Source organism: Streptomyces sp. NBC_01431, assembly GCF_036231355.1.
GTDB lineage: Bacteria > Actinomycetota > Actinomycetes > Streptomycetales > Streptomycetaceae > Streptomyces.
In genome coordinates this window covers 3,562,149-3,583,125 of the sequence record NZ_CP109496.1, presented here as the reverse complement: position 1 = coordinate 3,583,125, position 20,977 = coordinate 3,562,149, and the positions used below count along the sequence as shown (strand labels likewise).

Annotated in this window: 17 protein-coding genes and 3 rRNA genes; 16 read left to right on the top strand and 4 right to left on the bottom strand. The window is 66.9% G+C overall.

Features of this window, described 5'->3' with window-relative positions:
* Positions 1-68: 68 nt before the first annotated feature.
* From OG522_RS16405 to proC, 4 genes are all read left to right on the top strand, one after another.
* A complete protein-coding gene (locus tag OG522_RS16405; protein ID WP_329463716.1) occupies positions 69-881 on the top strand; it encodes a class I SAM-dependent methyltransferase in 813 nt (270 codons plus the stop codon).
* A gap of 76 nt (positions 882-957) precedes the next feature.
* Positions 958-1,785 carry an ABC transporter ATP-binding protein gene (locus tag OG522_RS16400; RefSeq protein ID WP_329463715.1) on the top strand — a complete coding sequence of 276 codons (828 nt, stop codon included), beginning with the start codon at positions 958-960 and terminating at the stop codon, positions 1,783-1,785.
* On the top strand, positions 1,782-2,519 hold the full coding sequence (locus tag OG522_RS16395; RefSeq protein WP_329463714.1) for an ABC transporter permease: 738 nt from the start codon (positions 1,782-1,784) through the stop codon (positions 2,517-2,519). The genes OG522_RS16400 and OG522_RS16395 overlap by 4 nt, the downstream gene beginning before the upstream one ends.
* A gap of 146 nt (positions 2,520-2,665) precedes the next feature.
* Positions 2,666-3,475 (top strand): pyrroline-5-carboxylate reductase, encoded by an 810-nt coding sequence (proC, locus tag OG522_RS16390; protein WP_329463713.1) that lies wholly within the window; start codon positions 2,666-2,668, stop codon positions 3,473-3,475.
* Between the two features lie 4 nt (positions 3,476-3,479).
* Here proC and OG522_RS16385 read toward each other — a convergent pair whose 3' ends face one another.
* Complete coding sequence (locus OG522_RS16385; RefSeq protein WP_329463712.1) at positions 3,480-3,980, bottom strand: hypothetical protein; 501 nt, start codon at positions 3,978-3,980, stop codon at positions 3,480-3,482.
* Between the two features lie 776 nt (positions 3,981-4,756).
* Here OG522_RS16385 and OG522_RS16380 point away from each other — a divergent pair.
* The 11 genes from OG522_RS16380 (at position 4,757) to OG522_RS16330 (ending at position 16,813) form a co-directional block, all read left to right on the top strand.
* Positions 4,757-6,282: ribosomal RNA gene (locus OG522_RS16380) — 16S ribosomal RNA — on the top strand.
* A 287-nt stretch (positions 6,283-6,569) separates the two neighbouring features.
* Positions 6,570-9,694: ribosomal RNA gene (locus tag OG522_RS16375) — 23S ribosomal RNA — on the top strand.
* 88 nt (positions 9,695-9,782) lie between these two features.
* Positions 9,783-9,899, top strand: a 5S ribosomal RNA gene (gene rrf, locus OG522_RS16370).
* Together the 16S, 23S and 5S rRNA genes form the textbook arrangement of a ribosomal RNA operon.
* 75 nt (positions 9,900-9,974) lie before the next feature.
* Entirely contained in the window at positions 9,975-10,619 is a 645-nt protein-coding gene (locus tag OG522_RS16365) for an HAD family hydrolase (RefSeq protein WP_329463711.1), read from the top strand.
* Positions 10,620-10,662: 43 nt separating this feature from the next.
* Positions 10,663-11,862 (top strand): MFS transporter, encoded by a 1,200-nt coding sequence (locus OG522_RS16360; protein WP_329463710.1) that lies wholly within the window; start codon positions 10,663-10,665, stop codon positions 11,860-11,862.
* Positions 11,831-13,006: an acetoin utilization protein AcuC gene (locus OG522_RS16355; protein ID WP_329463709.1), complete on the top strand. Its 1,176-nt coding sequence runs from the start codon at positions 11,831-11,833 to the stop codon at positions 13,004-13,006. Before OG522_RS16360 ends, OG522_RS16355 begins: the two co-directional genes overlap by 32 nt.
* A gap of 98 nt (positions 13,007-13,104) precedes the next feature.
* The gene (locus tag OG522_RS16350) at positions 13,105-13,920 is read left to right on the top strand and encodes a phosphatase (protein WP_329463708.1); all 816 of its coding nucleotides are present in this window, start codon (positions 13,105-13,107) and stop codon (positions 13,918-13,920) included.
* A gap of 128 nt (positions 13,921-14,048) precedes the next feature.
* Positions 14,049-14,261 (top strand): helix-turn-helix domain-containing protein, encoded by a 213-nt coding sequence (locus tag OG522_RS16345; RefSeq protein ID WP_329463707.1) that lies wholly within the window; start codon positions 14,049-14,051, stop codon positions 14,259-14,261.
* A gap of 120 nt (positions 14,262-14,381) precedes the next feature.
* On the top strand, positions 14,382-14,480 hold the full coding sequence (locus OG522_RS16340) for a 30S ribosomal protein bS22 (RefSeq protein ID WP_003948845.1): 99 nt from the start codon (positions 14,382-14,384) through the stop codon (positions 14,478-14,480).
* A 180-nt stretch (positions 14,481-14,660) separates the two neighbouring features.
* Positions 14,661-15,743: an NAD-dependent epimerase/dehydratase family protein gene (locus OG522_RS16335; RefSeq protein WP_329463706.1), complete on the top strand. Its 1,083-nt coding sequence runs from the start codon at positions 14,661-14,663 to the stop codon at positions 15,741-15,743.
* Between the two features lie 14 nt (positions 15,744-15,757).
* A complete protein-coding gene (locus OG522_RS16330; RefSeq protein ID WP_329463705.1) occupies positions 15,758-16,813 on the top strand; it encodes a lysophospholipid acyltransferase family protein in 1,056 nt (351 codons plus the stop codon).
* Between the two features lie 135 nt (positions 16,814-16,948).
* Here the strand turns inward: OG522_RS16330 and OG522_RS16325 are convergent, their stop codons facing one another.
* The 3 genes from OG522_RS16325 to OG522_RS16315 all read right to left on the bottom strand — a co-directional run bounded on the left by OG522_RS16325 (position 16,949) and on the right by OG522_RS16315 (position 20,454).
* Complete coding sequence (locus OG522_RS16325; RefSeq protein ID WP_329463704.1) at positions 16,949-18,133, bottom strand: DUF5667 domain-containing protein; 1,185 nt, start codon at positions 18,131-18,133, stop codon at positions 16,949-16,951.
* 263 nt (positions 18,134-18,396) lie between these two features.
* A complete protein-coding gene (locus OG522_RS16320) occupies positions 18,397-19,185 on the bottom strand; it encodes an ECF subfamily RNA polymerase sigma factor, BldN family (protein WP_329463702.1) in 789 nt (262 codons plus the stop codon).
* Between the two features lie 321 nt (positions 19,186-19,506).
* Positions 19,507-20,454: an HAD family hydrolase gene (locus tag OG522_RS16315; RefSeq protein WP_329463701.1), complete on the bottom strand. Its 948-nt coding sequence runs from the start codon at positions 20,452-20,454 to the stop codon at positions 19,507-19,509.
* A gap of 140 nt (positions 20,455-20,594) precedes the next feature.
* On the opposite strand from OG522_RS16315, the gene OG522_RS16310 reads away from it, so the two are divergent.
* On the top strand, positions 20,595-20,882 hold the full coding sequence (locus OG522_RS16310; RefSeq protein ID WP_329463700.1) for a glutaredoxin family protein: 288 nt from the start codon (positions 20,595-20,597) through the stop codon (positions 20,880-20,882).
* Positions 20,883-20,977 lie beyond the last annotated feature (95 nt).

Sequence of the window (20,977 nt, the reverse complement as noted above, 5' to 3'; positions counted from 1 at the left end):
GGAATTAACGGGGAGGCGAAAGTAGCCGGGGAGGCGGAAGCGGCGGGCGGCTGGGCAAGAATCCCCCCATGACGACCGGTAACCGCGCCCAGTCCTTCAACACCGCCGCTCCCCAATACGCCGCGAACCGCCCCTCGTACCCCCCTGCGCTCCTGGACGCGGTGGAGGAACTCGCCGCCCACCCCCTGAAGAACGCCCACGTCGCGGACATCGGGGCCGGCACCGGCATAGCCAGCACCCTGCTGCACGCCCGCGGCGCGAACGTCACGGCGGTCGAACCCGGCGAGGGCATGGCCGCCGAGTTCCGTCGCGGCAACCCCCACATCCCGCTGGTGCGGGGCGACGGCAACGCGCTGCCCCTCGCCACCGCATCCGCGGACTTCATCACGTACGCCCAGGCCTGGCACTGGACCGACCCGGCGAAGGCAGGCCCGGAAGCCCGCCGCGTACTCCGGCCCGGCGGCGCGCTGGCGCTGTGGTGGAACATCACGGACAGCACCGTGGAGTGGGTGGCCGAACAGGAGGCCCGCCTGCACGCGTTCTTCGCACCGCAGCGCGAAGCCGCGAAGGCCGCCGGCGAGGCAGCGAAGGCGACTGGCGAAGCGGCCGGGTCCACCCAGTCCACCGAGTCCACCGGCGGCGCCCACCCCTGGACCGACGTCCCCGGCCTGGAGTTCGCGGAACGCCGCATCCCGCACACCCGCCGGGTCCCGCTCGCCACTCACCTGGCGAACCTGGGAAGCCACTCCGCGTTCCTGGTCCTGGGCGAGGAGAAGGCGGCGGCGTTCCTGGCCAAGGAGCGCGCCCTACTCGGTACCCGCTTCCCGGACGGATGGGTTCAGGAGAGCTACGTGGTCCACCTGCGCCTGGCGACCAACTGAGCGGACGAGCGCACAGCGCACCGCGTACGGTCCCCGATCCTTGACGCCCACTCTCCGGCGGAGGACTATTCATCACATGGTGAATTCCAAGCCGGACCGCACCACGAACCCGGACCGCACCACGAACACCGCCTCCCCGGCCGCCGCCCCCGCGGTCGAGGCCCGAGCCCTGACCGTTGTCCGAGGCCTCAGAACCGTCCTCGACGACCTGGACTTCACCGTCCCGCGAGGCCGCATCACCGGCCTCCTCGGCCCGTCCGGCTGCGGAAAGTCGACCCTGATGCGTGCGTTCGTGGGTACGCAGGCGAAAGTGACCGGCACCCTCACGGTCCTCGGCACCCCCGCGGGCACCCCGTCCCTGCGTCGGAGGATCGGCTACGTAACCCAAGATCCGTCCATCTACAAGGACTTGACGGTACGTCAGAATCTCGATTACTTCGCGGCCGTACTCCACCCCGGCCGGGCCCACCGCACCACCCGCACCGAAGCCGTCGAGCGGGCCATCACCGACGTCGACCTCGCCAGCCACGCCGACGACCTGGCGGGCCGCCTCTCCGGCGGCCAGCTCAGCCGCGCCTCACTGGCCGTCGCCCTGCTCGGCACTCCGGAACTGCTCGTCCTGGACGAGCCCACCGTCGGCCTGGACCCCGTACTCCGCCGCGACCTGTGGACCCTCTTCCACACCATCGCCGCCACCCGCGGCACCACCCTCGTGGTCTCCTCGCACGTCATGGACGAGGCGGAGCGCTGCCACCGCCTGCTCCTCCTGCGCGAAGGCGTCCTCCTGGCCGACGACACCCCGGACGCCCTGCGCACCCGTACCGCCACCCGGACGGTGGAGGAAGCCTTCCTCCACCTCGTGGACGAGGCCCAGCTCGGGGCCCGAGGCAAGGCACCCCGATGAACGCATCCCGCACCCTGGCGACCGCCGCCCGCGTCCTGCGCCAACTGCGCCACGACCCGCGCACCATCGCGCTCCTGCTCGTCATCCCCTCCCTGATGACGATCCTGCTCCGGTACGTGTTCGACGGCAGCCCGGCCGTGTTCAACAGCATCGGCGCCTCGCTGCTCGGCATCTTTCCGCTGATCACGATGTTCCTGGTGTCCTCCATCGCCACCCTGCGCGAACGCACATCGGGCACCCTGGAACGCCTCCTCGCCATGCCCCTGGGCAAAGGCGACCTGATCGGGGGCTACGCCCTCGCGTTCGGCGCCCTGGCTGTCCTCCAGTCGCTCATCGCGACCGGCATCGCGCTCTGGCTCCTCGACCTCAACGTGGTCGGCTCCCCGTGGCTGCTGCTCCTGGTGGCCCTCCTGGACGCCCTGCTCGGCACGGCGCTCGGCCTGTTCGTCTCGGCCTTCGCCTCGTCGGAATTCCAGGCGGTCCAGTTCATGCCGGCGGTGATCTTCCCTCAGCTCCTGCTCTGCGGCCTGTTCACCCCGCGCAGCGCGATGCAGCCGGTACTGGAATGGATCTCCAACGTCCTGCCCATGTCGTACGCGGTGGACGCCATGACCCAGGTCCTCCACCACCCCGAGGCCACCGCTGACTTCGCAAGAGACGCGGGAATCGTGGCCGCGGTAGCGGCCCTGGTCCTCGCCCTGGGCGCGGCAACCCTCCGCCGCCAAACCCCCTGAGCACCCCCCGCCCAAGGGCGGGGCGGCGGGAAAGAAGCAGGCCCGGCGTCCCCGTACCGCCCCTCGGACACCACCCCGCACCGCCCCACCCCCGGTGCGAGGATGGACCGCGCAGGAGCAAGCGCACCACCAGGAGGGTGACCCGCATGACCCAGACCGTCGCAGTCCTCGGCACCGGCAAGATCGGCGAGGCCCTCCTCAGCGGAATGATCCGGGCCGGCTGGCACCCGGCCAACCTCCTGGTGACCACCCGCCGCTCGGAGCGCGCCGCGGAACTCCACGCCCGCTACGGCGTGGACGCGGTCACCAACGCCGAGGCCGCCAAGCGCGCCGACACGCTGATCCTCGCGGTGAAGCCCCAGGACATGGGCAGGCTCCTGGACGAACTGGCCCCGTACGTCACGAGCGACCGACTCGTCGTCAGCGCGGCGGCGGGCATCCCCACCGCGTTCATCGAAGACCGCCTCACGCCCAACACCCCGGTCGTCCGGGTCATGCCGAACACCCCCGTCCTGGTCGACGAGGGCATGTCGGTGATCAGCGGCGGCAGCCACGCCACGCCGGACCACCTCGCCCACACGGAGGAAATCTTCGGCGGAGTGGGCAAGACCCTGCGCGTACCGGAATCACAGCAGGACGCCGCGACGGCCCTGTCCGGCTCGGGCCCGGCGTACTTCTACTACCTGGTCGAGGCGATGACCGACGCCGGAATCCTGCTCGGCCTGCCCCGCGCCCAGGCGTACGACCTGATCGTGCAGTCGGCGATCGGCGCCGCCGTGATGCTCCGCGACAGCGGCGAGCACCCGGTGAAGCTGCGCGAGGCGGTGATGTCCCCGGCGGGCACGACCATCAGCGCGATCCGCGAGCTGGAGAACCACGGCGTACGCGCGGCCCTCATCGCGGCGCTGGAAGCCGCCCGCGACCGCAGCCGCGAACTGGCCTCCGGCCAGAGCTGACCCCTCAGCCTCTGCCGCGCGGCGGCTGCCGCAGCACAACAGCCGCCGCACCCCATCCGGCGATGGCCAGCGCCACGCCGCCCACGAGGGCCAGCACCCCCACAGGCGCATGTGGAATGGCCTGGCCCGCGGCGTGAAACAGACCGACCCCGGCCTGCGGCTCCCCTTCACCGGCGACACCCGTCGAGGACCCGGCGCCCCCAGTGGCCCGGCCCCGGGCACTGTTGCCCCGAGCTCCGATGGAACGCAGCTCCGCCGCCAGTCGGCATCCCCGCTCCAACTTGCGCTCAAGCCGGCCCACTTCACCCGAGGCGGCCCCGCCCCCGCACGAGCGAGCCCGCTCGACCTCGTGCCGGGTCTCCTCATTCACCGCGTCGACGACCCGCAGCCGGATCCGCGCGACACGGTCGTCCCCGTCCACGGCGTACGCGGCCCCGGGTGCCACGGCCACTCCGAGCACGAGGAGGGTCGCGGCAGCCACGGCGCTACGGAGAAGAGACCTCATACCCGCCAAGCTAGGCCGAGCCCGGGGTCCGCCAGATCGGTCATCCCGCCACGTCTTCCTCGGCCGAAAGCACGAGGTCCAGCCCCTGCGAGGCCCGTCGGACACCCCGGCCGAGGGTTGACACGGCCTCGCCCGATCCGTAGTGTTCTCCGAGTTGTCCGCCGTGAGCGCCGACCCCGGTCGGTCCCCGGACAGCCATTCCGCATCAACCACTTCTTATGAACGACACCTCGTCGTCTCGTTTTTCGTGCGCTTTTGCGAAATGAGGAATCCGCGTTCGAGGACGCATCCCGATTGGCGTCGGGCCCGAGGATTCCGCTAATGTCTCACCCGTCGGAACGGCCCAACGGCCGGGAAGGCAAGCCGACTTGGCTCCGGGAGACCGGGAATCAGGTCCGAAAGGATCTGATAGAGTCGGAACCGCCGGAAAGGGAAACCCGAGAGGGGGAACCGGAAAGGCACCGAGGAAGTCGGACACGAAAGCGTCTGATAGAGTCGGGAACACGAAATACCGAAGGGAAGCGCCCGGAGGAAAGCCCGAGAGGGTGAGTACAAAGGAAGCGTCCGTTCCTTGAGAACTCAACAGCGTGCCAAAAGTCAACGCCAGATTGACAACCCCGTATCCGTTTCGGCGGATCGAGGTTCCTTTGAAAAGTCCTGTTCCGCTCTTGTGGTGGGCAGGCAACAACACAGCGAGGACGCTGTGGACGACCGGCCTTATTCCGGCTTGGTCGTCCCGCTCTTACGTGATGTGTGCACCCGATAGCGGGTAAACATTCATGGAGAGTTTGATCCTGGCTCAGGACGAACGCTGGCGGCGTGCTTAACACATGCAAGTCGAACGATGAAGCCCTTCGGGGTGGATTAGTGGCGAACGGGTGAGTAACACGTGGGCAATCTGCCCTTCACTCTGGGACAAGCCCTGGAAACGGGGTCTAATACCGGATAACACTCCTCAGGGCATCTTGGGGGGTTAAAAGCTCCGGCGGTGAAGGATGAGCCCGCGGCCTATCAGCTTGTTGGTGGGGTGATGGCCTACCAAGGCGACGACGGGTAGCCGGCCTGAGAGGGCGACCGGCCACACTGGGACTGAGACACGGCCCAGACTCCTACGGGAGGCAGCAGTGGGGAATATTGCACAATGGGCGAAAGCCTGATGCAGCGACGCCGCGTGAGGGATGACGGCCTTCGGGTTGTAAACCTCTTTCAGCAGGGAAGAAGCGAAAGTGACGGTACCTGCAGAAGAAGCGCCGGCTAACTACGTGCCAGCAGCCGCGGTAATACGTAGGGCGCAAGCGTTGTCCGGAATTATTGGGCGTAAAGAGCTCGTAGGCGGCTTGTCACGTCGGATGTGAAAGCCCGGGGCTTAACCCCGGGTCTGCATTCGATACGGGCTAGCTAGAGTGTGGTAGGGGAGATCGGAATTCCTGGTGTAGCGGTGAAATGCGCAGATATCAGGAGGAACACCGGTGGCGAAGGCGGATCTCTGGGCCATTACTGACGCTGAGGAGCGAAAGCGTGGGGAGCGAACAGGATTAGATACCCTGGTAGTCCACGCCGTAAACGTTGGGAACTAGGTGTTGGCGACATTCCACGTCGTCGGTGCCGCAGCTAACGCATTAAGTTCCCCGCCTGGGGAGTACGGCCGCAAGGCTAAAACTCAAAGGAATTGACGGGGGCCCGCACAAGCAGCGGAGCATGTGGCTTAATTCGACGCAACGCGAAGAACCTTACCAAGGCTTGACATATACCGGAAACGGCTAGAGATAGTCGCCCCCTTGTGGTCGGTATACAGGTGGTGCATGGCTGTCGTCAGCTCGTGTCGTGAGATGTTGGGTTAAGTCCCGCAACGAGCGCAACCCTTGTTCTGTGTTGCCAGCATGCCCTTCGGGGTGATGGGGACTCACAGGAGACTGCCGGGGTCAACTCGGAGGAAGGTGGGGACGACGTCAAGTCATCATGCCCCTTATGTCTTGGGCTGCACACGTGCTACAATGGCCGGTACAAAGAGCTGCGATGCCGTGAGGCGGAGCGAATCTCAAAAAGCCGGTCTCAGTTCGGATTGGGGTCTGCAACTCGACCCCATGAAGTCGGAGTTGCTAGTAATCGCAGATCAGCATTGCTGCGGTGAATACGTTCCCGGGCCTTGTACACACCGCCCGTCACGTCACGAAAGTCGGTAACACCCGAAGCCGGTGGCCCAACCCCTTGTGGGAGGGAGCTGTCGAAGGTGGGACTGGCGATTGGGACGAAGTCGTAACAAGGTAGCCGTACCGGAAGGTGCGGCTGGATCACCTCCTTTCTAAGGAGCACAGCACCGTCTGCAGACAAATGTTCTGCACGGTCAGCTCATGGGTGGAACGTTGACTATTCGGCGCTCTTGGTCAACTCGGGCCGCTAGTACTGCTCTTCGGAGCGTGGAACACGGAACGAGGCGATGGAGAGGGCCGGGCACGCTGTTGGGTATCTGAAGGCACGGGCTTTGCCTGTTGGTCTTCGGTCGCCGGCCCCAGTGAACTCCACTGCATGGTGGGGGTGATGGGTGGCTGGTCGTTGTTTGAGAACTGCACAGTGGACGCGAGCATCTGTGGCCAAGTTTTTAAGGGCGCACGGTGGATGCCTTGGCACCAGGAACCGATGAAGGACGTGGGAGGCCACGATAGTCCCCGGGGAGCCGTCAACCAGGCTTTGATCCGGGGGTTTCCGAATGGGGAAACCCGGCAGTCGTCATGGGCTGTCACCCATACCTGAACACATAGGGTATGTGGAGGGAACGAGGGGAAGTGAAACATCTCAGTACCCTCAGGAAGAGAAAACAACCGTGATTCCGGGAGTAGTGGCGAGCGAAACCGGATGAGGCCAAACCGTATGCGTGTGATACCCGGCAGGGGTTGCGCATGCGGGGTTGTGGGATCTCTCTTTCACAGTCTGCCGGCTGTGAGGCGAGTCAGAAACCGTTGGTGTAGGCGAAGGACATGCGAAAGGTCCGGCGTAGAGGGTAAGACCCCCGTAGCTGAAACATCAACGGCTCGTTTGAGAGACACCCAAGTAGCACGGGGCCCGAGAAATCCCGTGTGAATCTGGCGGGACCACCCGCTAAGCCTAAATATTCCCTGGTGACCGATAGCGGATAGTACCGTGAGGGAATGGTGAAAAGTACCGCGGGAGCGGAGTGAAATAGTACCTGAAACCGTGTGCCTACAAGCCGTGGGAGCGTCGCTGTATGTGCTTGCACATGCAGTCGTGACTGCGTGCCTTTTGAAGAATGAGCCTGCGAGTTAGCGGTGTGTAGCGAGGTTAACCCGTGTGGGGAAGCCGTAGCGAAAGCGAGTCCGAATAGGGCGTTTGAGTTGCACGCTCTAGACCCGAAGCGGAGTGATCTAGCCATGGGCAGGTTGAAGCGGCTGTAAGAGGTCGTGGAGGACCGAACCCACCAGGGTTGAAAACCTGGGGGATGACCTGTGGTTAGGGGTGAAAGGCCAATCAAACTCCGTGATAGCTGGTTCTCCCCGAAATGCATTTAGGTGCAGCGTCGTGTGTTTCTTGCCGGAGGTAGAGCACTGGATAGGCGATGGGCCCTACCGGGTTACTGACCTTAGCCAAACTCCGAATGCCGGTAAGTGAGAGCGCGGCAGTGAGACTGTGGGGGATAAGCTCCATGGTCGAGAGGGAAACAGCCCAGAGCATCGACTAAGGCCCCTAAGCGTACGCTAAGTGGGAAAGGATGTGGAGTCGCAGAGACAACCAGGAGGTTGGCTTAGAAGCAGCCACCCTTGAAAGAGTGCGTAATAGCTCACTGGTCAAGTGATTCCGCGCCGACAATGTAGCGGGGCTCAAGCGTACCGCCGAAGTCGTGTCATTCATACGTATAGGGCCAACGCCTGTATGGATGGGTAGGGGAGCGTCGTGTGCCGGGTGAAGCTGCAGCGGAAGCTAGTGGTGGACGGTTCACGAGTGAGAATGCAGGCATGAGTAGCGATACACACGTGAGAAACGTGTGCGCCGATTGACTAAGGGTTCCTGGGTCAAGCTGATCTGCCCAGGGTAAGTCGGGACCTAAGGCGAGGCCGACAGGCGTAGTCGATGGACAACCGGTTGATATTCCGGTACCCGCTTTGAAACGCCCAATATCGAATCAGACGATGCTAAGCCCGTGAAGCCGCCCTGATCTCTTCGGAGTTGAGGGGAGTGGTGGAGCCGGTGACCCGGATCTGTAGTAGGTAAGCGATGGGGTGACGCAGGAAGGTAGTCCAGCCCGGGCGGTGGTTGTCCCGGGGTAAGGGTGTAGGACGTTGTCTAGGCAAATCCGGACAACACATAGTCTGAGACCTGATGCCGAGCCGATTGTGGTGAAGTGGATGATCCTATGCTGTCGAGAAAAGCCTCTAGCGAGTTTCATGGCGGCCCGTACCCTAAACCGACTCAGGTGGTCAGGTAGAGAATACCGAGGCGTTCGGGTGAACTATGGTTAAGGAACTCGGCAAAATGCCCCCGTAACTTCGGGAGAAGGGGGGCCATCACTGGTGATCCGATTTACTCGGTGAGCTGGGGGTGGCCGCAGAGACCAGCGAGAAGCGACTGTTTACTAAAAACACAGGTCCGTGCGAAGCCGTAAGGCGATGTATACGGACTGACGCCTGCCCGGTGCTGGAACGTTAAGGGGACCGGTTAGTGATCTTTCGGGGTTGCGAAGCTGAGAACTTAAGCGCCAGTAAACGGCGGTGGTAACTATAACCATCCTAAGGTAGCGAAATTCCTTGTCGGGTAAGTTCCGACCTGCACGAATGGCGTAACGACTTCTCGACTGTCTCAACCATAGGCCCGGTGAAATTGCACTACGAGTAAAGATGCTCGTTTCGCGCAGCAGGACGGAAAGACCCCGGGACCTTTACTACAGTTTGATATTGGTGTTCGGTTCGGCTTGTGTAGGATAGGTGGGAGACTTTGAAGCGGCCACGCCAGTGGTTGTGGAGTCGTCGTTGAAATACCACTCTGGTCGTGCTGGATGTCTAACCTCGGTCCGTGATCCGGATCAGGGACAGTGTCTGATGGGTAGTTTAACTGGGGCGGTTGCCTCCTAAAGAGTAACGGAGGCGCCCAAAGGTTCCCTCAGCCTGGTTGGCAATCAGGTGTTGAGTGTAAGTGCACAAGGGAGCTTGACTGTGAGACCGACGGGTCGAGCAGGGACGAAAGTCGGGACTAGTGATCCGGCGGTGGCTTGTGGAAGCGCCGTCGCTCAACGGATAAAAGGTACCCCGGGGATAACAGGCTGATCTTCCCCAAGAGTCCATATCGACGGGATGGTTTGGCACCTCGATGTCGGCTCGTCGCATCCTGGGGCTGGAGTCGGTCCCAAGGGTTGGGCTGTTCGCCCATTAAAGCGGTACGCGAGCTGGGTTTAGAACGTCGTGAGACAGTTCGGTCCCTATCCGCTGCGCGCGCAGGAACATTGAGAAGGGCTGTCCCTAGTACGAGAGGACCGGGACGGACGAACCTCTGGTGTGCCAGTTGTCCTGCCAAGGGCATGGCTGGTTGGCTACGTTCGGAAAGGATAACCGCTGAAAGCATCTAAGCGGGAAGCCTGCTTCGAGATGAGTGTTCCCACCTCCTTGAGAGGGTAAGGCTCCCAGTAGACGACTGGGTTGATAGGCCAGATGTGGAAGCCTCGTAAGGGGTGGAGCTGACTGGTACTAATAGGCCGAGGGCTTGTCCTCAGTTGCTCGCGTCCACTGTGTTTGTTCTGAAGCAATGAACAGCTGTCAGAGCCCCTGCTTGGGGTTCCGGTGTTCAACTTCATAGTGTTTCGGTGGTCATAGCGTTAGGGAAACGCCCGGTTACATTCCGAACCCGGAAGCTAAGCCTTTCAGCGCCGATGGTACTGCAGGGGGGACCCTGTGGGAGAGTAGGACGCCGCCGAACAATTTTTGGGGAAAGCCCCGCATCATGGTCCTTCGGGATCACGGTGCGGGGCTTTTCTGCGTTTAAGGTCGAGTCATGCGTTATGACCTCATCATCTTCGACAACGACGGCGTGCTCGTGGACAGCGAGCCCCTCTCCAACACGATCCTGGCCGGGTACCTCACGGAACTCGGTCACGCCACCTCGTACGAGGAGTCCCTCCGCGACTACATGGGGGCCGCCGTTCATCGCGTACACGACCTGATCAAGGAACGGACCGGGGCGTCGCTGCCCCTCGACTTCGACGAGACGCTGCACGCCCGGATCTTCGCCGCGTTCGAGCGGGAGCTGCGGCCCGTCGCCGGGGTCACCGACGTACTGGGCAAGCTGGTCGCGGACGGGGTGCCGTACTGCGTGGCGTCGTCCGGCACGCACGAGCGGATCCGGGTGGGGCACCGCACGACCGGGCTCGACGAGTGGTTCGAGGAGGAGTGGGTGTTCTCCTCGGAGGACGTCGGGCGCGGCAAGCCCGCGCCGGACCTGTTCCTGCACGCGGCCGAACGGATGGGCGTCGCGCCCGAGCGGTGCGCCGTGGTCGAGGACAGCCGCCTCGGCGTCGAGGCCGCGCGGGCCGCGGGGATGGACGTGTACGGGTTCACCGCGATGACACCCGCCGAGCGACTCGCCGGCGCCAACGGGCTCTTCGAGGACATGCGGCAGCTGCTCGGATTGCTCGGGTGATCCATCTACCCAGGAGTAAGTGACGGCCCTAGGCTGTGCGGCCATGACAGACGCACGCCTGCGGCACGGCAGGGCGTCCCTCGCGGTGAGCTTCTTCGCCCAGGGCATGGCCTTCGCCCTCCTGGTGACCCGCATACCCGCGATCCAGGACCGGTACGGGATCTCCGACGGGCTGCTGCCCGTCTTCCTCGCGGCCGTGCCGATCCTCGCCGGGGTCAGCAGCGTCTGTACCGAGCAGCTGATCAAGCGGGTGCGGCCGAGCGCGGTGCTGCGGTTCGCCCAGCCCGCCGTGCTCCTGGCGCTGCTCGGGGCCGGCGCGGGCGGCCGGATGTGGCAGGCCGCGCTGGCGCTCGGGGCGTTCGGGCTTTCGGTCGGGGCGCTGGACGCCTCGATGAACATGCTGGGGGTCAGTCTCCAGCGGTCGTACGGGCGCAGCATCATGCTCGGGTTCCACGCCTCGTACAGCCTCGGCGGGATCGGGGGTGCCTCGCTCGCCTGGGCCGGGGCCCACTGGCACCTGTCGCTGCTCGTGTCGTACTCGCCGGTCGTCGCCGTGCTGCTGCCGGTGTGTCTGGTCGCCAGCCGGTGGTACGTCGACGGGGAGCCCGCCGGTGGCGTGGCGGAGGGCGGCACTGGGGCGAAGCCCGTCGTCTTCCGGTTGCTGCTGCCGCTGTGCCTGGTGATGTGCTTCGCGTACATCGGCGACTCGACCGTCTCCAACTGGAGCGCGAAGTACCTCCAGGACACCCTGGGCAGTTCGGAACAGCTGTCGACCGTTCCGTACAACGTCTACATGGTCACCACGCTGCTCGGGCGGGCCGCGGGGGACTTCGGAGTGCGGCGGTTCGGGGCGGTTGCGGTGGTGCGGCTCGGGACGGTGCTCGCGGCGGGCGGGTTCGCCGTGGTGGCGGCCGCGCCGGGGCCGTGGGCGGGGATGGCCGGATTCACTCTGCTCGGGTTCGGGCTCTGTGTGATCGTGCCGCAGACCTTCGCGGCTGCCGGGCGGCTGTTCCCGGGGGCCAGCGATGCCGCGGTCGCCCGGCTCAACGTCTTCAACTACGTAGGGTTCCTCGTCGGCTCGCCGCTCGTCGGTGCGCTGGGCGATGCGTGGAGCTATCGGGGGGCGATGCTCGTTCCGATGGTCCTGGTGCTGCTGACGCTGGTGTACGCCCGTTCGTTCGGCTCGCAGGCCGCCCGATACGGTGGCGGGCATGAGCGGCCGCGCACTGTTGATGTGGGATGAAGCTGTCACGCGCTACGACTTCGGGTCGAGTCATCCGATGGACCCGGTCCGGCTCGCGCTGACCATGGGTCTGGTGCGGGCGTACGGGCTCGACAAGCAGCTGGACGTGGTCGCCGCGCCCGCGGCCGGGGACTCGACGCTGAGGCTCGTGCACCGCGAGGACTACATCGACGCGGTGCGGGCGGCCTCCGCGAACCCGCGGGCCGCGGACACCTCGTACGGGCTCGGGACGATGGACGATCCCGCGTTCGCCGGTATGCACGAGGCCTCCGCGCTGATCGCCGGGCAGTCGGTCGCCGCCGCCGAGGCGGTGTGGGCGGGGGAGGCCGCGCACGCGGTGAACTTCGCGGGCGGGCTGCACCACGCGATGCCGGGCGGGGCGGCCGGATTCTGCGTCTACAACGATGCCGCGCTCGCGATCGCCCGGCTGCTTGAGCTGGGTGTCGAGCGGGTCGCCTATGTCGATGTCGACGTGCACCACGGGGATGGGGTGCAGGCGGCGTTCTGGGAGGACCCGCGCGTCCTGACGGTCTCACTGCACGAGCATCCCCGCCTGCTGTTTCCCGGGACCGGGTGGCCGGAGGAGACCGGTGCGGACGGGCCCGGCGAGGGCGGCGCCGTCAATCTCGCGCTGCCGGCCGGGACGGGGGACGAGGGGTGGCTGCGAGCCTTCCACGCCGTGGTGCCGGAGCTGATCGCCGACTTTCGGCCACAGCTGCTCGTCACCCAGCACGGCGCCGATACGCACTTCGAGGATCCGCTGGCGCACCTGGCCGTTTCGCTGGACGCCCAGCGGGCGGTGCAGGCCGCCTGCCACGAGCTCGCGCACGAGTACGTCGAGGGGGCGAAGTGGCTGGCGCTGGGGGGCGGCGGGTATGCGGTGGTGGATGTGGTGCCGCGTTCCTGGACGCATCTGGTGGGGATCGCCGGGCATGCGCCCATCGACCCGGAGTCGGTGATTCCGGCGTCCTGGCGGGATGAAGTGTTCGCGCGTACGCGGCAGTTGGGGCCGGGGCGGATGACGGACGGGCGGGTGGTGTCCTGGCGGGGATGGGACGCGGGGTACGACCCGGCGGACCGGCTCGACCAGGCGGTGCTGGCGACCCGGCGGGCGGTGTTTCCGTTGCGGGGGTTGCTGGCCTGAGGGGCTGATGTGGCTGGAGCGCCGTCGCTGTTACGCCAACTGTGCGTTCTCCAGCCTGTTTTGGCACCCGGAACCCGCCCCTGCGGGAGCATCGTCGGGTGTTGAGCACTGGGGCGCTGCGGGCGCATCTTCTGGCGGCAAGGCTGTCCGGGCCCGTGGCGACCTCTCGGGAGGAGAGCCTGCGGAGTTACCGCCTGTTCGCGGCCCGGGATCCGCGGGTCACCCTCGGCCTCGAGCCCGAATGGCACTGGGGCGAGCGGGACTTGTTGCGGCTGATGGCGGACAAGTGCGGGGTGAGCGACGATCCGCGGCACGTCAGCGGGCCCGATGTCATCGACCCGGAGCGGACGTTGGCGGGACTCGACGCCTTCGCGGCGCGGCTCGGGGAGGTCGCCGCACGGCAGGGCGCGGTGCTGCTCGGCACCGGGCATCCGCACCGGCTGCTCGGGTTCTACGCCGCGCTGGCGGACGCTTTGTCGGCGGCGGGCTGCCCTGTTCTCACCCCTGCGCAGGGTAGCTCTGTCGACATAACGACCCGGTTCGGGGTACGTACGTACAACCTTGACTACGTACGGGGAGTCGCGTTGGTGCGGGAACCCGGCGTACCGGCGGCCGGGAGCGCGCCGGGTGCGCACAGCCATTCACCGCTGCCGGTTCGGGTCGCGCTGGGGGTCGCGGCGGGGGATTGCGGGCGGGTTCCCGATCTTGTGATCGGAGATCACGGATGGGTCTGCGGGGCAGGTCAGCTGGGCATTGAGGCGGTCGGGCTGGCGGATACCGACGACCCCGCGCTGTTCGTCGGCGAGGCCGAGGGGCGGGTGGCCGTGGCCGTTCCGCTTGATGACGCTGTGCGGTCTGATTACTACCGGCCGCTTACTCGCTATGTACTCAATCGAGCGTGTCTGTCACAGTAGGCGGCCGATGGCAGCTCCTCTTCCCCACTCGCACCACCCGCCCCTAGTCTGGGGAGTGAGCGCACAGCGACGTTGAGTCACCGGAGGGGAAGCCGGTGCGCGTTCGGTGCGGAAGGTACAGGTGGGTCATGGCTGCTGGGAGTGACAGGCCTCTCAACGAGGTCAAGTTCCTGACCGTGGCGGAAGTCGCCTCGGTGATGCGAGTGTCAAAGATGACCGTGTACCGCTTGGTGCACAGCGGTCATCTGCCGGCGATCCGGGTGGGCAGGTCCTTCCGGGTTCCGGAACAGGCAGTTCACGAGTATCTCCGCGAGTCCTTTGTGGGGGTGGAAACGGTCTGAGGGAGTCACTCGCTCCCCTCGGATTACGTCCCTCACTCGGTGGCAGGTAGGCTAGGCCGACGTAGGTCGTGTGGGCCCAGACGCCCCGCACCGAGTGAGAAGAAGTGAGCGAGGGTAGTCGTGGGCTCTGTTATCAAGAAGCGGCGCAAGCGGATGGCCAAGAAGAAGCACCGCAAGCTGCTCAAGCGCACGCGCGTTCAGCGTCGCAACAAGAAGTAAGCGAGCGCTGTTCGTGAATTCGCAGCCCTCCCGCCGCATTGTCGGTGGGGGGGCTGCGGCGTTCGCGGAGGCATTTTCTCGGCCATGCGCCGGTACGGGGCCATCACCACGCAACATCCAGCCGCTACGGTGGCGCAGAGGGTGCAAGGGCGTACCGAAGGCCGAAGGAAGGCGCTGATCTTGGGGAAGGTCGTGCTCGTCACCGGAGTGGCCCGGCAGCTGGGCGGTCGCCTGGTGCGCCGGATCCAGCGGGACCCGGAAGTGGACCGGGTGATCGGGGTCGATGTGGTCCGGCCGGGGCACCATTTGGGTGGTGCCGATTTCGTACGGGCGGACATCCGCCAGCCAGCGATAGCGAAGGTGCTCGCCGAGCACGGTGTGGACACCGTGGTGCACATGGATGTGACCGGGACGCCGCTGAGTTCCGGAGGCGGGCGTGCCACGGTCAAGGAAACCAACGTCATCGGCACCATGCAGCTGCTCGGTGCCTGTCAGAAGTCGCCGACCGTGAAGCGGCTCGTGGTGAAGTCCAGTACGAGCGTGTACGGGTCGGCGCCCCGCGATCCGGCGGTGTTCACCGAGACGACGCCGCCCAAATCGCTGCCCAGTGGGGGCTTCGCGAAGGACGCGGTCGAGGTCGAGGGCTATGTGCGCGGCTTCGCGCGCAGGCGGCCCGATGTGGCGGTGTGCGTGCTGCGTTTCGCGAACATCCTGGGTCCGGGCGCGGACTCGCCGCTCGCCGAGTACTTTTCGCTGCCGGTGCTGCCGACGGTGTTCGGCTATGACCCGCGGCTCCAGTTCGTCCACGAGGACGACGTGATCGACGTGCTGCGGATCGCCTCGGGCGAGCCGCGGCGTGGCACCCTCAACAGCGGGACGTTCAATGTGGCGGGGGAGGGCGTGCTGCTGTTGTCGCAGTGCTCGCGACGGCTCGGGCGGCCCACGGTGCCGGTGATGCTGCCGGCGGTGCGCTGGGTCGGCACGGCGCTCAGAACGGTGGGGGTGACCGACTTCTCGCCGGAGCAGATTCGTTTGCTCACGCACGGCAGGGTGGTCAGCACCATCCAGATGCGCGAGACGCTGGGGTACGAGCCCAAGTACACGACGGCCGGGGCCTTCGCGGACTTCGCGCGCAGCCGGGGCCCCGGTCTGCTGCCGCCGGACTCGCTGGCGCGGGCCGTGGACCGGGTGGCGGGGCTGCCGTTCGCGCCCTTCCCGGGCGCGGTCCCCGCCCACGCCACCACCCCTTCGAACGCGGAATGAGGAGCGCACCAACGATGGCGGACGCCAAGGTCATCCCGTTCGACGACGACCGCTCGCGCCAGAGCGCGCAACGCACCGGCCGCAGGCGCCCGGCCGCGGGCCGCCGCAAGGTCGACCCGGTGGCTCAGCCGCTCGACAGGCCCGCGGCGCCGGTCAGCGCACTGCCGGTGGCCCACGAGGCCACCGAGGAGGCTTCCGGGGCCGCTGCGGCGGCACCCGCAGGGCAGTACGGCGGCTGGGACCGGCGCATCGCGGGCGGCCTGTCCTTCCTGCGGCGGCGGATCACCGGTGAGTACGACGTCGACGAGTTCGGCTACGACAAGGAGCTCACCGACCAGGTCCTGATGTCGATCCTGCGGCCGTTCTACGAGAAGTACTTCCGGGTGGAGGTGAAGGGCGTCGAGAACATCCCGGCCGAGGGCGGGGCGCTCGTCGTCGCCAACCACTCCGGGACGCTGCCGCTGGACGGGCTGATGATGCAGGTGGCCGTCCACGACCACCATCCGGCCGGGCGGCATCTGCGGCTGCTCGCGGCCGACTTGGTGTTCATGCTGCCGGTCGTCAACGAACTGGCCCGCAAGGCCGGGCACACCCTGGCCTGTTCGGAGGACGCCCAGGCGCTCCTGGAGCGCGGCGAGGTCGTCGGCGTGATGCCGGAGGGGTTCAAGGGCATCGGCAAGCCGTTCGGCGACCGGTACAAGCTACAGCGGTTCGGGCGGGGCGGCTTCGTGTCGACGGCGCTGAAGGCGGGCACGCCCATCGTGCCGTGCTCGATCGTCGGCGCGGAGGAGATCTACCCGATGATCGGGAACGCCAAGACGCTGGCCCGGCTGCTTGGGATCCCGTACTTCCCCATCACGCCGACGTTCCCGTGGCTCGGCCCGATGGGGCTCGTGCCGCTGCCGACGAAGTGGACGATCCAGTTCGGCGAGCCGATCCCGACGGACGGGTATCCGCCGGAGGCGGCGGAGGACCCGATGCTGATGTTCAACCTCACGGACCAGGTGCGGGAGCAGATCCAGCACACGCTGTACAAGCTGCTCGTGCAGCGGAGGTCCGTGTTCTTCTGAGGCCCGGGGTGCCTCTGGGGTCCGGGGTTCTTCTGAGGTCCGGGTTCTGTTGTGGGTGTTCTGTTGCGGGCGCGGGTCGCGCCGGATGTGACTGAGGGGCCGGGGAGAACCCCGGCCCCTCAGTCACATCCGTACCTACTCCGTCTTCTCCGTCTTGTCCCCGTCAATGCCCAGGCCCGGCAGCAGGCCCGGCAGGAGCGGGGGCAGGGTGACGTCCGGGACCGGGGGCCTGGCGGGCTGGCCCGGCTGGCCGGGGGCGGTGACCCCGGTGCCCGGCTCGAACAGGCCGCCCGTGTTGCCGCCGAGGAGGCCCTCGTTCGACGGGGGGCCCGAAGGCTGCGGCTTGCCACTGGTGGGCGGCGTGCCGTGGCCCGAGGAGCCGGACGAGGACGGGGTGGACGGGTGAGCGGTGCCGGAGGAGGCGCCGGGGCGCGACGAGCCGGTCCGGCCGTGCGTCGTGGACGACGTCTTGGGCAGCATCGACTGGAGCGGCCCGACCTCCTGGTCTATGGCGGCGAAGACTGAGCTCACCTTGTCGCCGACATCGGTCAGCTGGGCGGGCAGCTTGCCGCGGAGTTTGCTCCAACTGTCGCGGTGCGCCTGGGCGAACGAGTTCAGCGCGGCGATGGGGGCGATGGAGCCGTCCCGCGCATAGGCCTCGTGCAGCAGGCGGTGGCCTTCGGAGGCGTCGTGCTCCATGCCGTTCAGGGCGCGGCGGACCTCCCCGAGCTGCTCGTGGTCGAGGTCGCCCGCACGACCCCGCTCCATCAGGCGGCGCGCCTCGGAGAGCCGGGTGGACGCCTGGTCGAGGTAGAGCTCACCCCGGCTGGCGTCGTCGTCGGCCATACCGAGCTTCAGGTCTTCCATGCCGCGCTTCAGCCCGTACAGGGAATCACCGGGAAGGGCGTCGGAACTCGCAGCGGCCACTCCGCTGAACGCGCCCGCTGCCACACCGATGCTGAGTCCGCCCGCCGCGATGCCCTTGGACCAGCGGGAGCGGGGTCGCAATTTCCGGAGCGACGCCGCCCGGTGGGCGCCGCGGCCGGTCCGCTGCTCGGGCACCTGAGGGTCGGCGGCAGCGCCGCCGGCGAACATCCGCTCCATCTCGGCCATGAGCAGCGTTCGCTGCTCCACCTTGACCTGCGGGTCCATCTCCGGTTTCGGCAGTTCGCCGAGCCCACCCGCCAGGGTCAACATCCTTCCGGTGTCGGCCTGTTCGGCCGTTCCGGTATCGGGTGTCTCCTGGTCGGCCGCCGAGGCTTCTTCCAGGGCCTGGGCGAAGGCGTTCGCCCGCCGGTGCGCCGATACGTTCGCGATCACTGGCGGCACCTCCTCTCGTCATCACGGTCGACTCCCCAAGGGGCCTGGAAGGTTGCACGCCTTGAGCACATCCACACGATCGAGTGAGCGGCTGTGGACATGGCGTGACCACAGGGAGCCTTCATTCCGGACAACGACGGACGCGGCACTTGGGTTACGGAGGAAGGATGATCGGATCGCAGCGTTATCGGGCGCTCACCGAAGGTGAGTTTGGCCCGCCCCGGGCGGATCGACCGGCGTCGTCCGGGAGGAGGCGGGGCAGGTCAGCGGGCGTCTTCCGGGAGGAGCCGCGCGAGGGTGCGCACGGCCCGGTACTGGAGGGTCTTGATCGCACCCTCGTTCTTGCCCATGACGCGGGCGGTCTCGGCGACCGAGAGGCCCTGGAGGAAGCGCAGGGTGACGCACTCCTGCTGCTGCGGATTGAGCTTGCGTACGGCTTCGAGCAGGGCGGCGTTGGAGAGGGACTCCAGGACGGAGTCCTCCGGGGAGCGCTCGACCTCGTTGGCGTCGAGCATTTCGCCGGTGGTCACTTCGAGCCGGAAACGGCTCGACTTGAAGTGGTCGGCGACCAGGTTGCGCGCGATCGTGACCAGCCAGGCGCCGAAGTCGCGGCCCTGCCAGGTGAAGGTGGAGATCCGGCGCAGCGCGCGCAGGAACGTCTCGCTGGTGAGGTCCTCGGCCGTCGCCTTGCCGCCGACGCGGTAGTAGATGTAGCGGTAGACCGTGTCGCTGTACTGGTCGTAGAGCCGCCCGAAGGCGTCGGCCTCGCCGGCCTGTGCGCGTTCGACGAGGTCCATCATGCGGGCGCTGTCGCTGTCGGCGGTGGGCCGGCGGACGGTGGACGTCGCGGACGTGCCCGTGCTGCGGCCGCCGCTCCGTCTACCGACTGCGGCGCCACCGTCGGCCAGGGCATAGCAGGGCCCGACGGGTGTTGCGGTGGCGAAGGCAGGGGCGCCGGCGTACGCGGTGGGGACGAAGACGCGCAGGCGGTCGATGACCGCCCCGCGCAGCGTAGCCAGGCCCGAGGCGTCAACCCCGACGTGTGGGTACACGGGACTCCCAGAGGCAGAGCTTCCATCACGTGCAGTGCGGAACCGTTCACCCATCGTGGCGATGTGCGGGTTCCGGATTGCGTCTGAGGAGAATAACGCTTCGTGCAGGGAGCGCTACACCCAGTTGCTCAAATCGTCGATTCCGTCGCTTCTGTTACGTCTATGTAGCTGTTCAAGTCGCACATCGTGAGCAGAAGTTGATCGGATTGCTTCGAGATCTGTCCGTGCCGGGGATCTGTTGTGCCCGGGTGTCGGCAACGGGGCAGGCGGGCCACGGGGGATGGGGGCGAAACCCCCGCAATCGAATATTCCGGCTGTCGGCTACCGCCGGCGGCGGTGCAGGGCCACGGCGGCGGCCGTGCCGCCCGCCAGCGCGCCCACGCCGGCGGCGGCCGGGATGCCGAGCTTCGCGGCCTTGCGGCCGGTGCGGTAGTCGCGCAGGCGCCACTCGCGGTCGCGGGCGTACTTGCGGAGTTTGGCGTCCGGGTTGATGGCGTAGGGGTGGCCGACGAGCGAGAGCATCGGGATGTCGTTGTGCGAGTCGCTGTACGCGGCACAGCGCGACAGATCGAGTCCCTCGGCGGCGGCCAGTGCCCGCACCGCCTCCGCCTTGGCCGGCCCGTGCAGCGGCTCGCCCACCAAGCGTCCCGTATAGACACCGCCCACGGACTCGGCGACCGTGCCGAGCGCGCCGGTCAGGCCCAGGCGGCGGGCGATGATCGTGGCGGTCTCGACCGGCGCGGCCGTCACCAGCCAGACCTTCTGGCCCGCGTCGAGGTGGGCCTGGGCCAGCGCACGGGTGCCGGGCCAGATGCGGTCGGCCATGTACTCGTCGTAGATCTCCTCGCCGATCGACATCAGCTCGGAGACGCGGTGGCCCTTGACGATGGACAGGGCGCTGTCGCGGGCGTCCTGCATGTGCTCGGGGTCCTCGACGCCGGCGAGCCGGAACCAGGCCTGCTGCCAGGCAAACTTCGCGAGCTCGCGGCGCTGGAAGAACTTCCGCTTGTACAGGCCCCGGCCGAAGTGGAAGAGGGCGGCGCCCTGCATCACGGTGTTGTCGAGGTCGAAGAAGGCCGCGGCGAGGTCGTCCCCCACGACGGGGAAGTCCGGCTCCGAGGGCCGCTCGGCGGCTGTGTCCGCCAGTGCTGCGAGCTCTGCCAGTTCCTGCGAGGACTTGCGGGCTGCCTCGGCTGCGGCCTCGCCGGCCAGCACGCTGCGTGCTGTCGCCGAGCGCCTACGAGGGGTGAGCCATCCCAGTGCGGCCATGCCGTGAGCATAGCCAGTCTGTTCGGAAGTTCCCGACTCGCCGGGGAGCGATGGCGTGAACTCTCCGAGGCCACCGTGTTAAACGGACGATCCGGGCTTATGGGGTTCCCGGGAGGCGTGGGGGTTGGAGAATGGGAGGCATGAGTTTCTTGCCGCGACGTACGAAGAAGCAGCCGCAGCGGGACCCCGCCGGGCGGATGGTCACGCTGATCGGGAAGCCCGGCTGCCATTTGTGCGACGACGCACAGGAGGTGATCGAGGCCGTGTGTGCCGAGACGGGCGCGTCCTGGGAGAAGAAGGACATCACCCAGGACGAGGCGTTGTACAAGGAGTACTGGGAGCAGATCCCGGTGGTGCTGGTCGACGGCGAGCAGCACACCTTCTGGCGCGTGGACCCGGCCCGGCTCAAGGGCGCACTGGCCGGCTGAAGTGAGCACCGGCGCAGTTCCGGGCGCTGGGCGGCTGAGCAGCGAGATGATGGGGATCGTGATGGTTGCGGTTACCATCATGGTCGTTTTGCTGT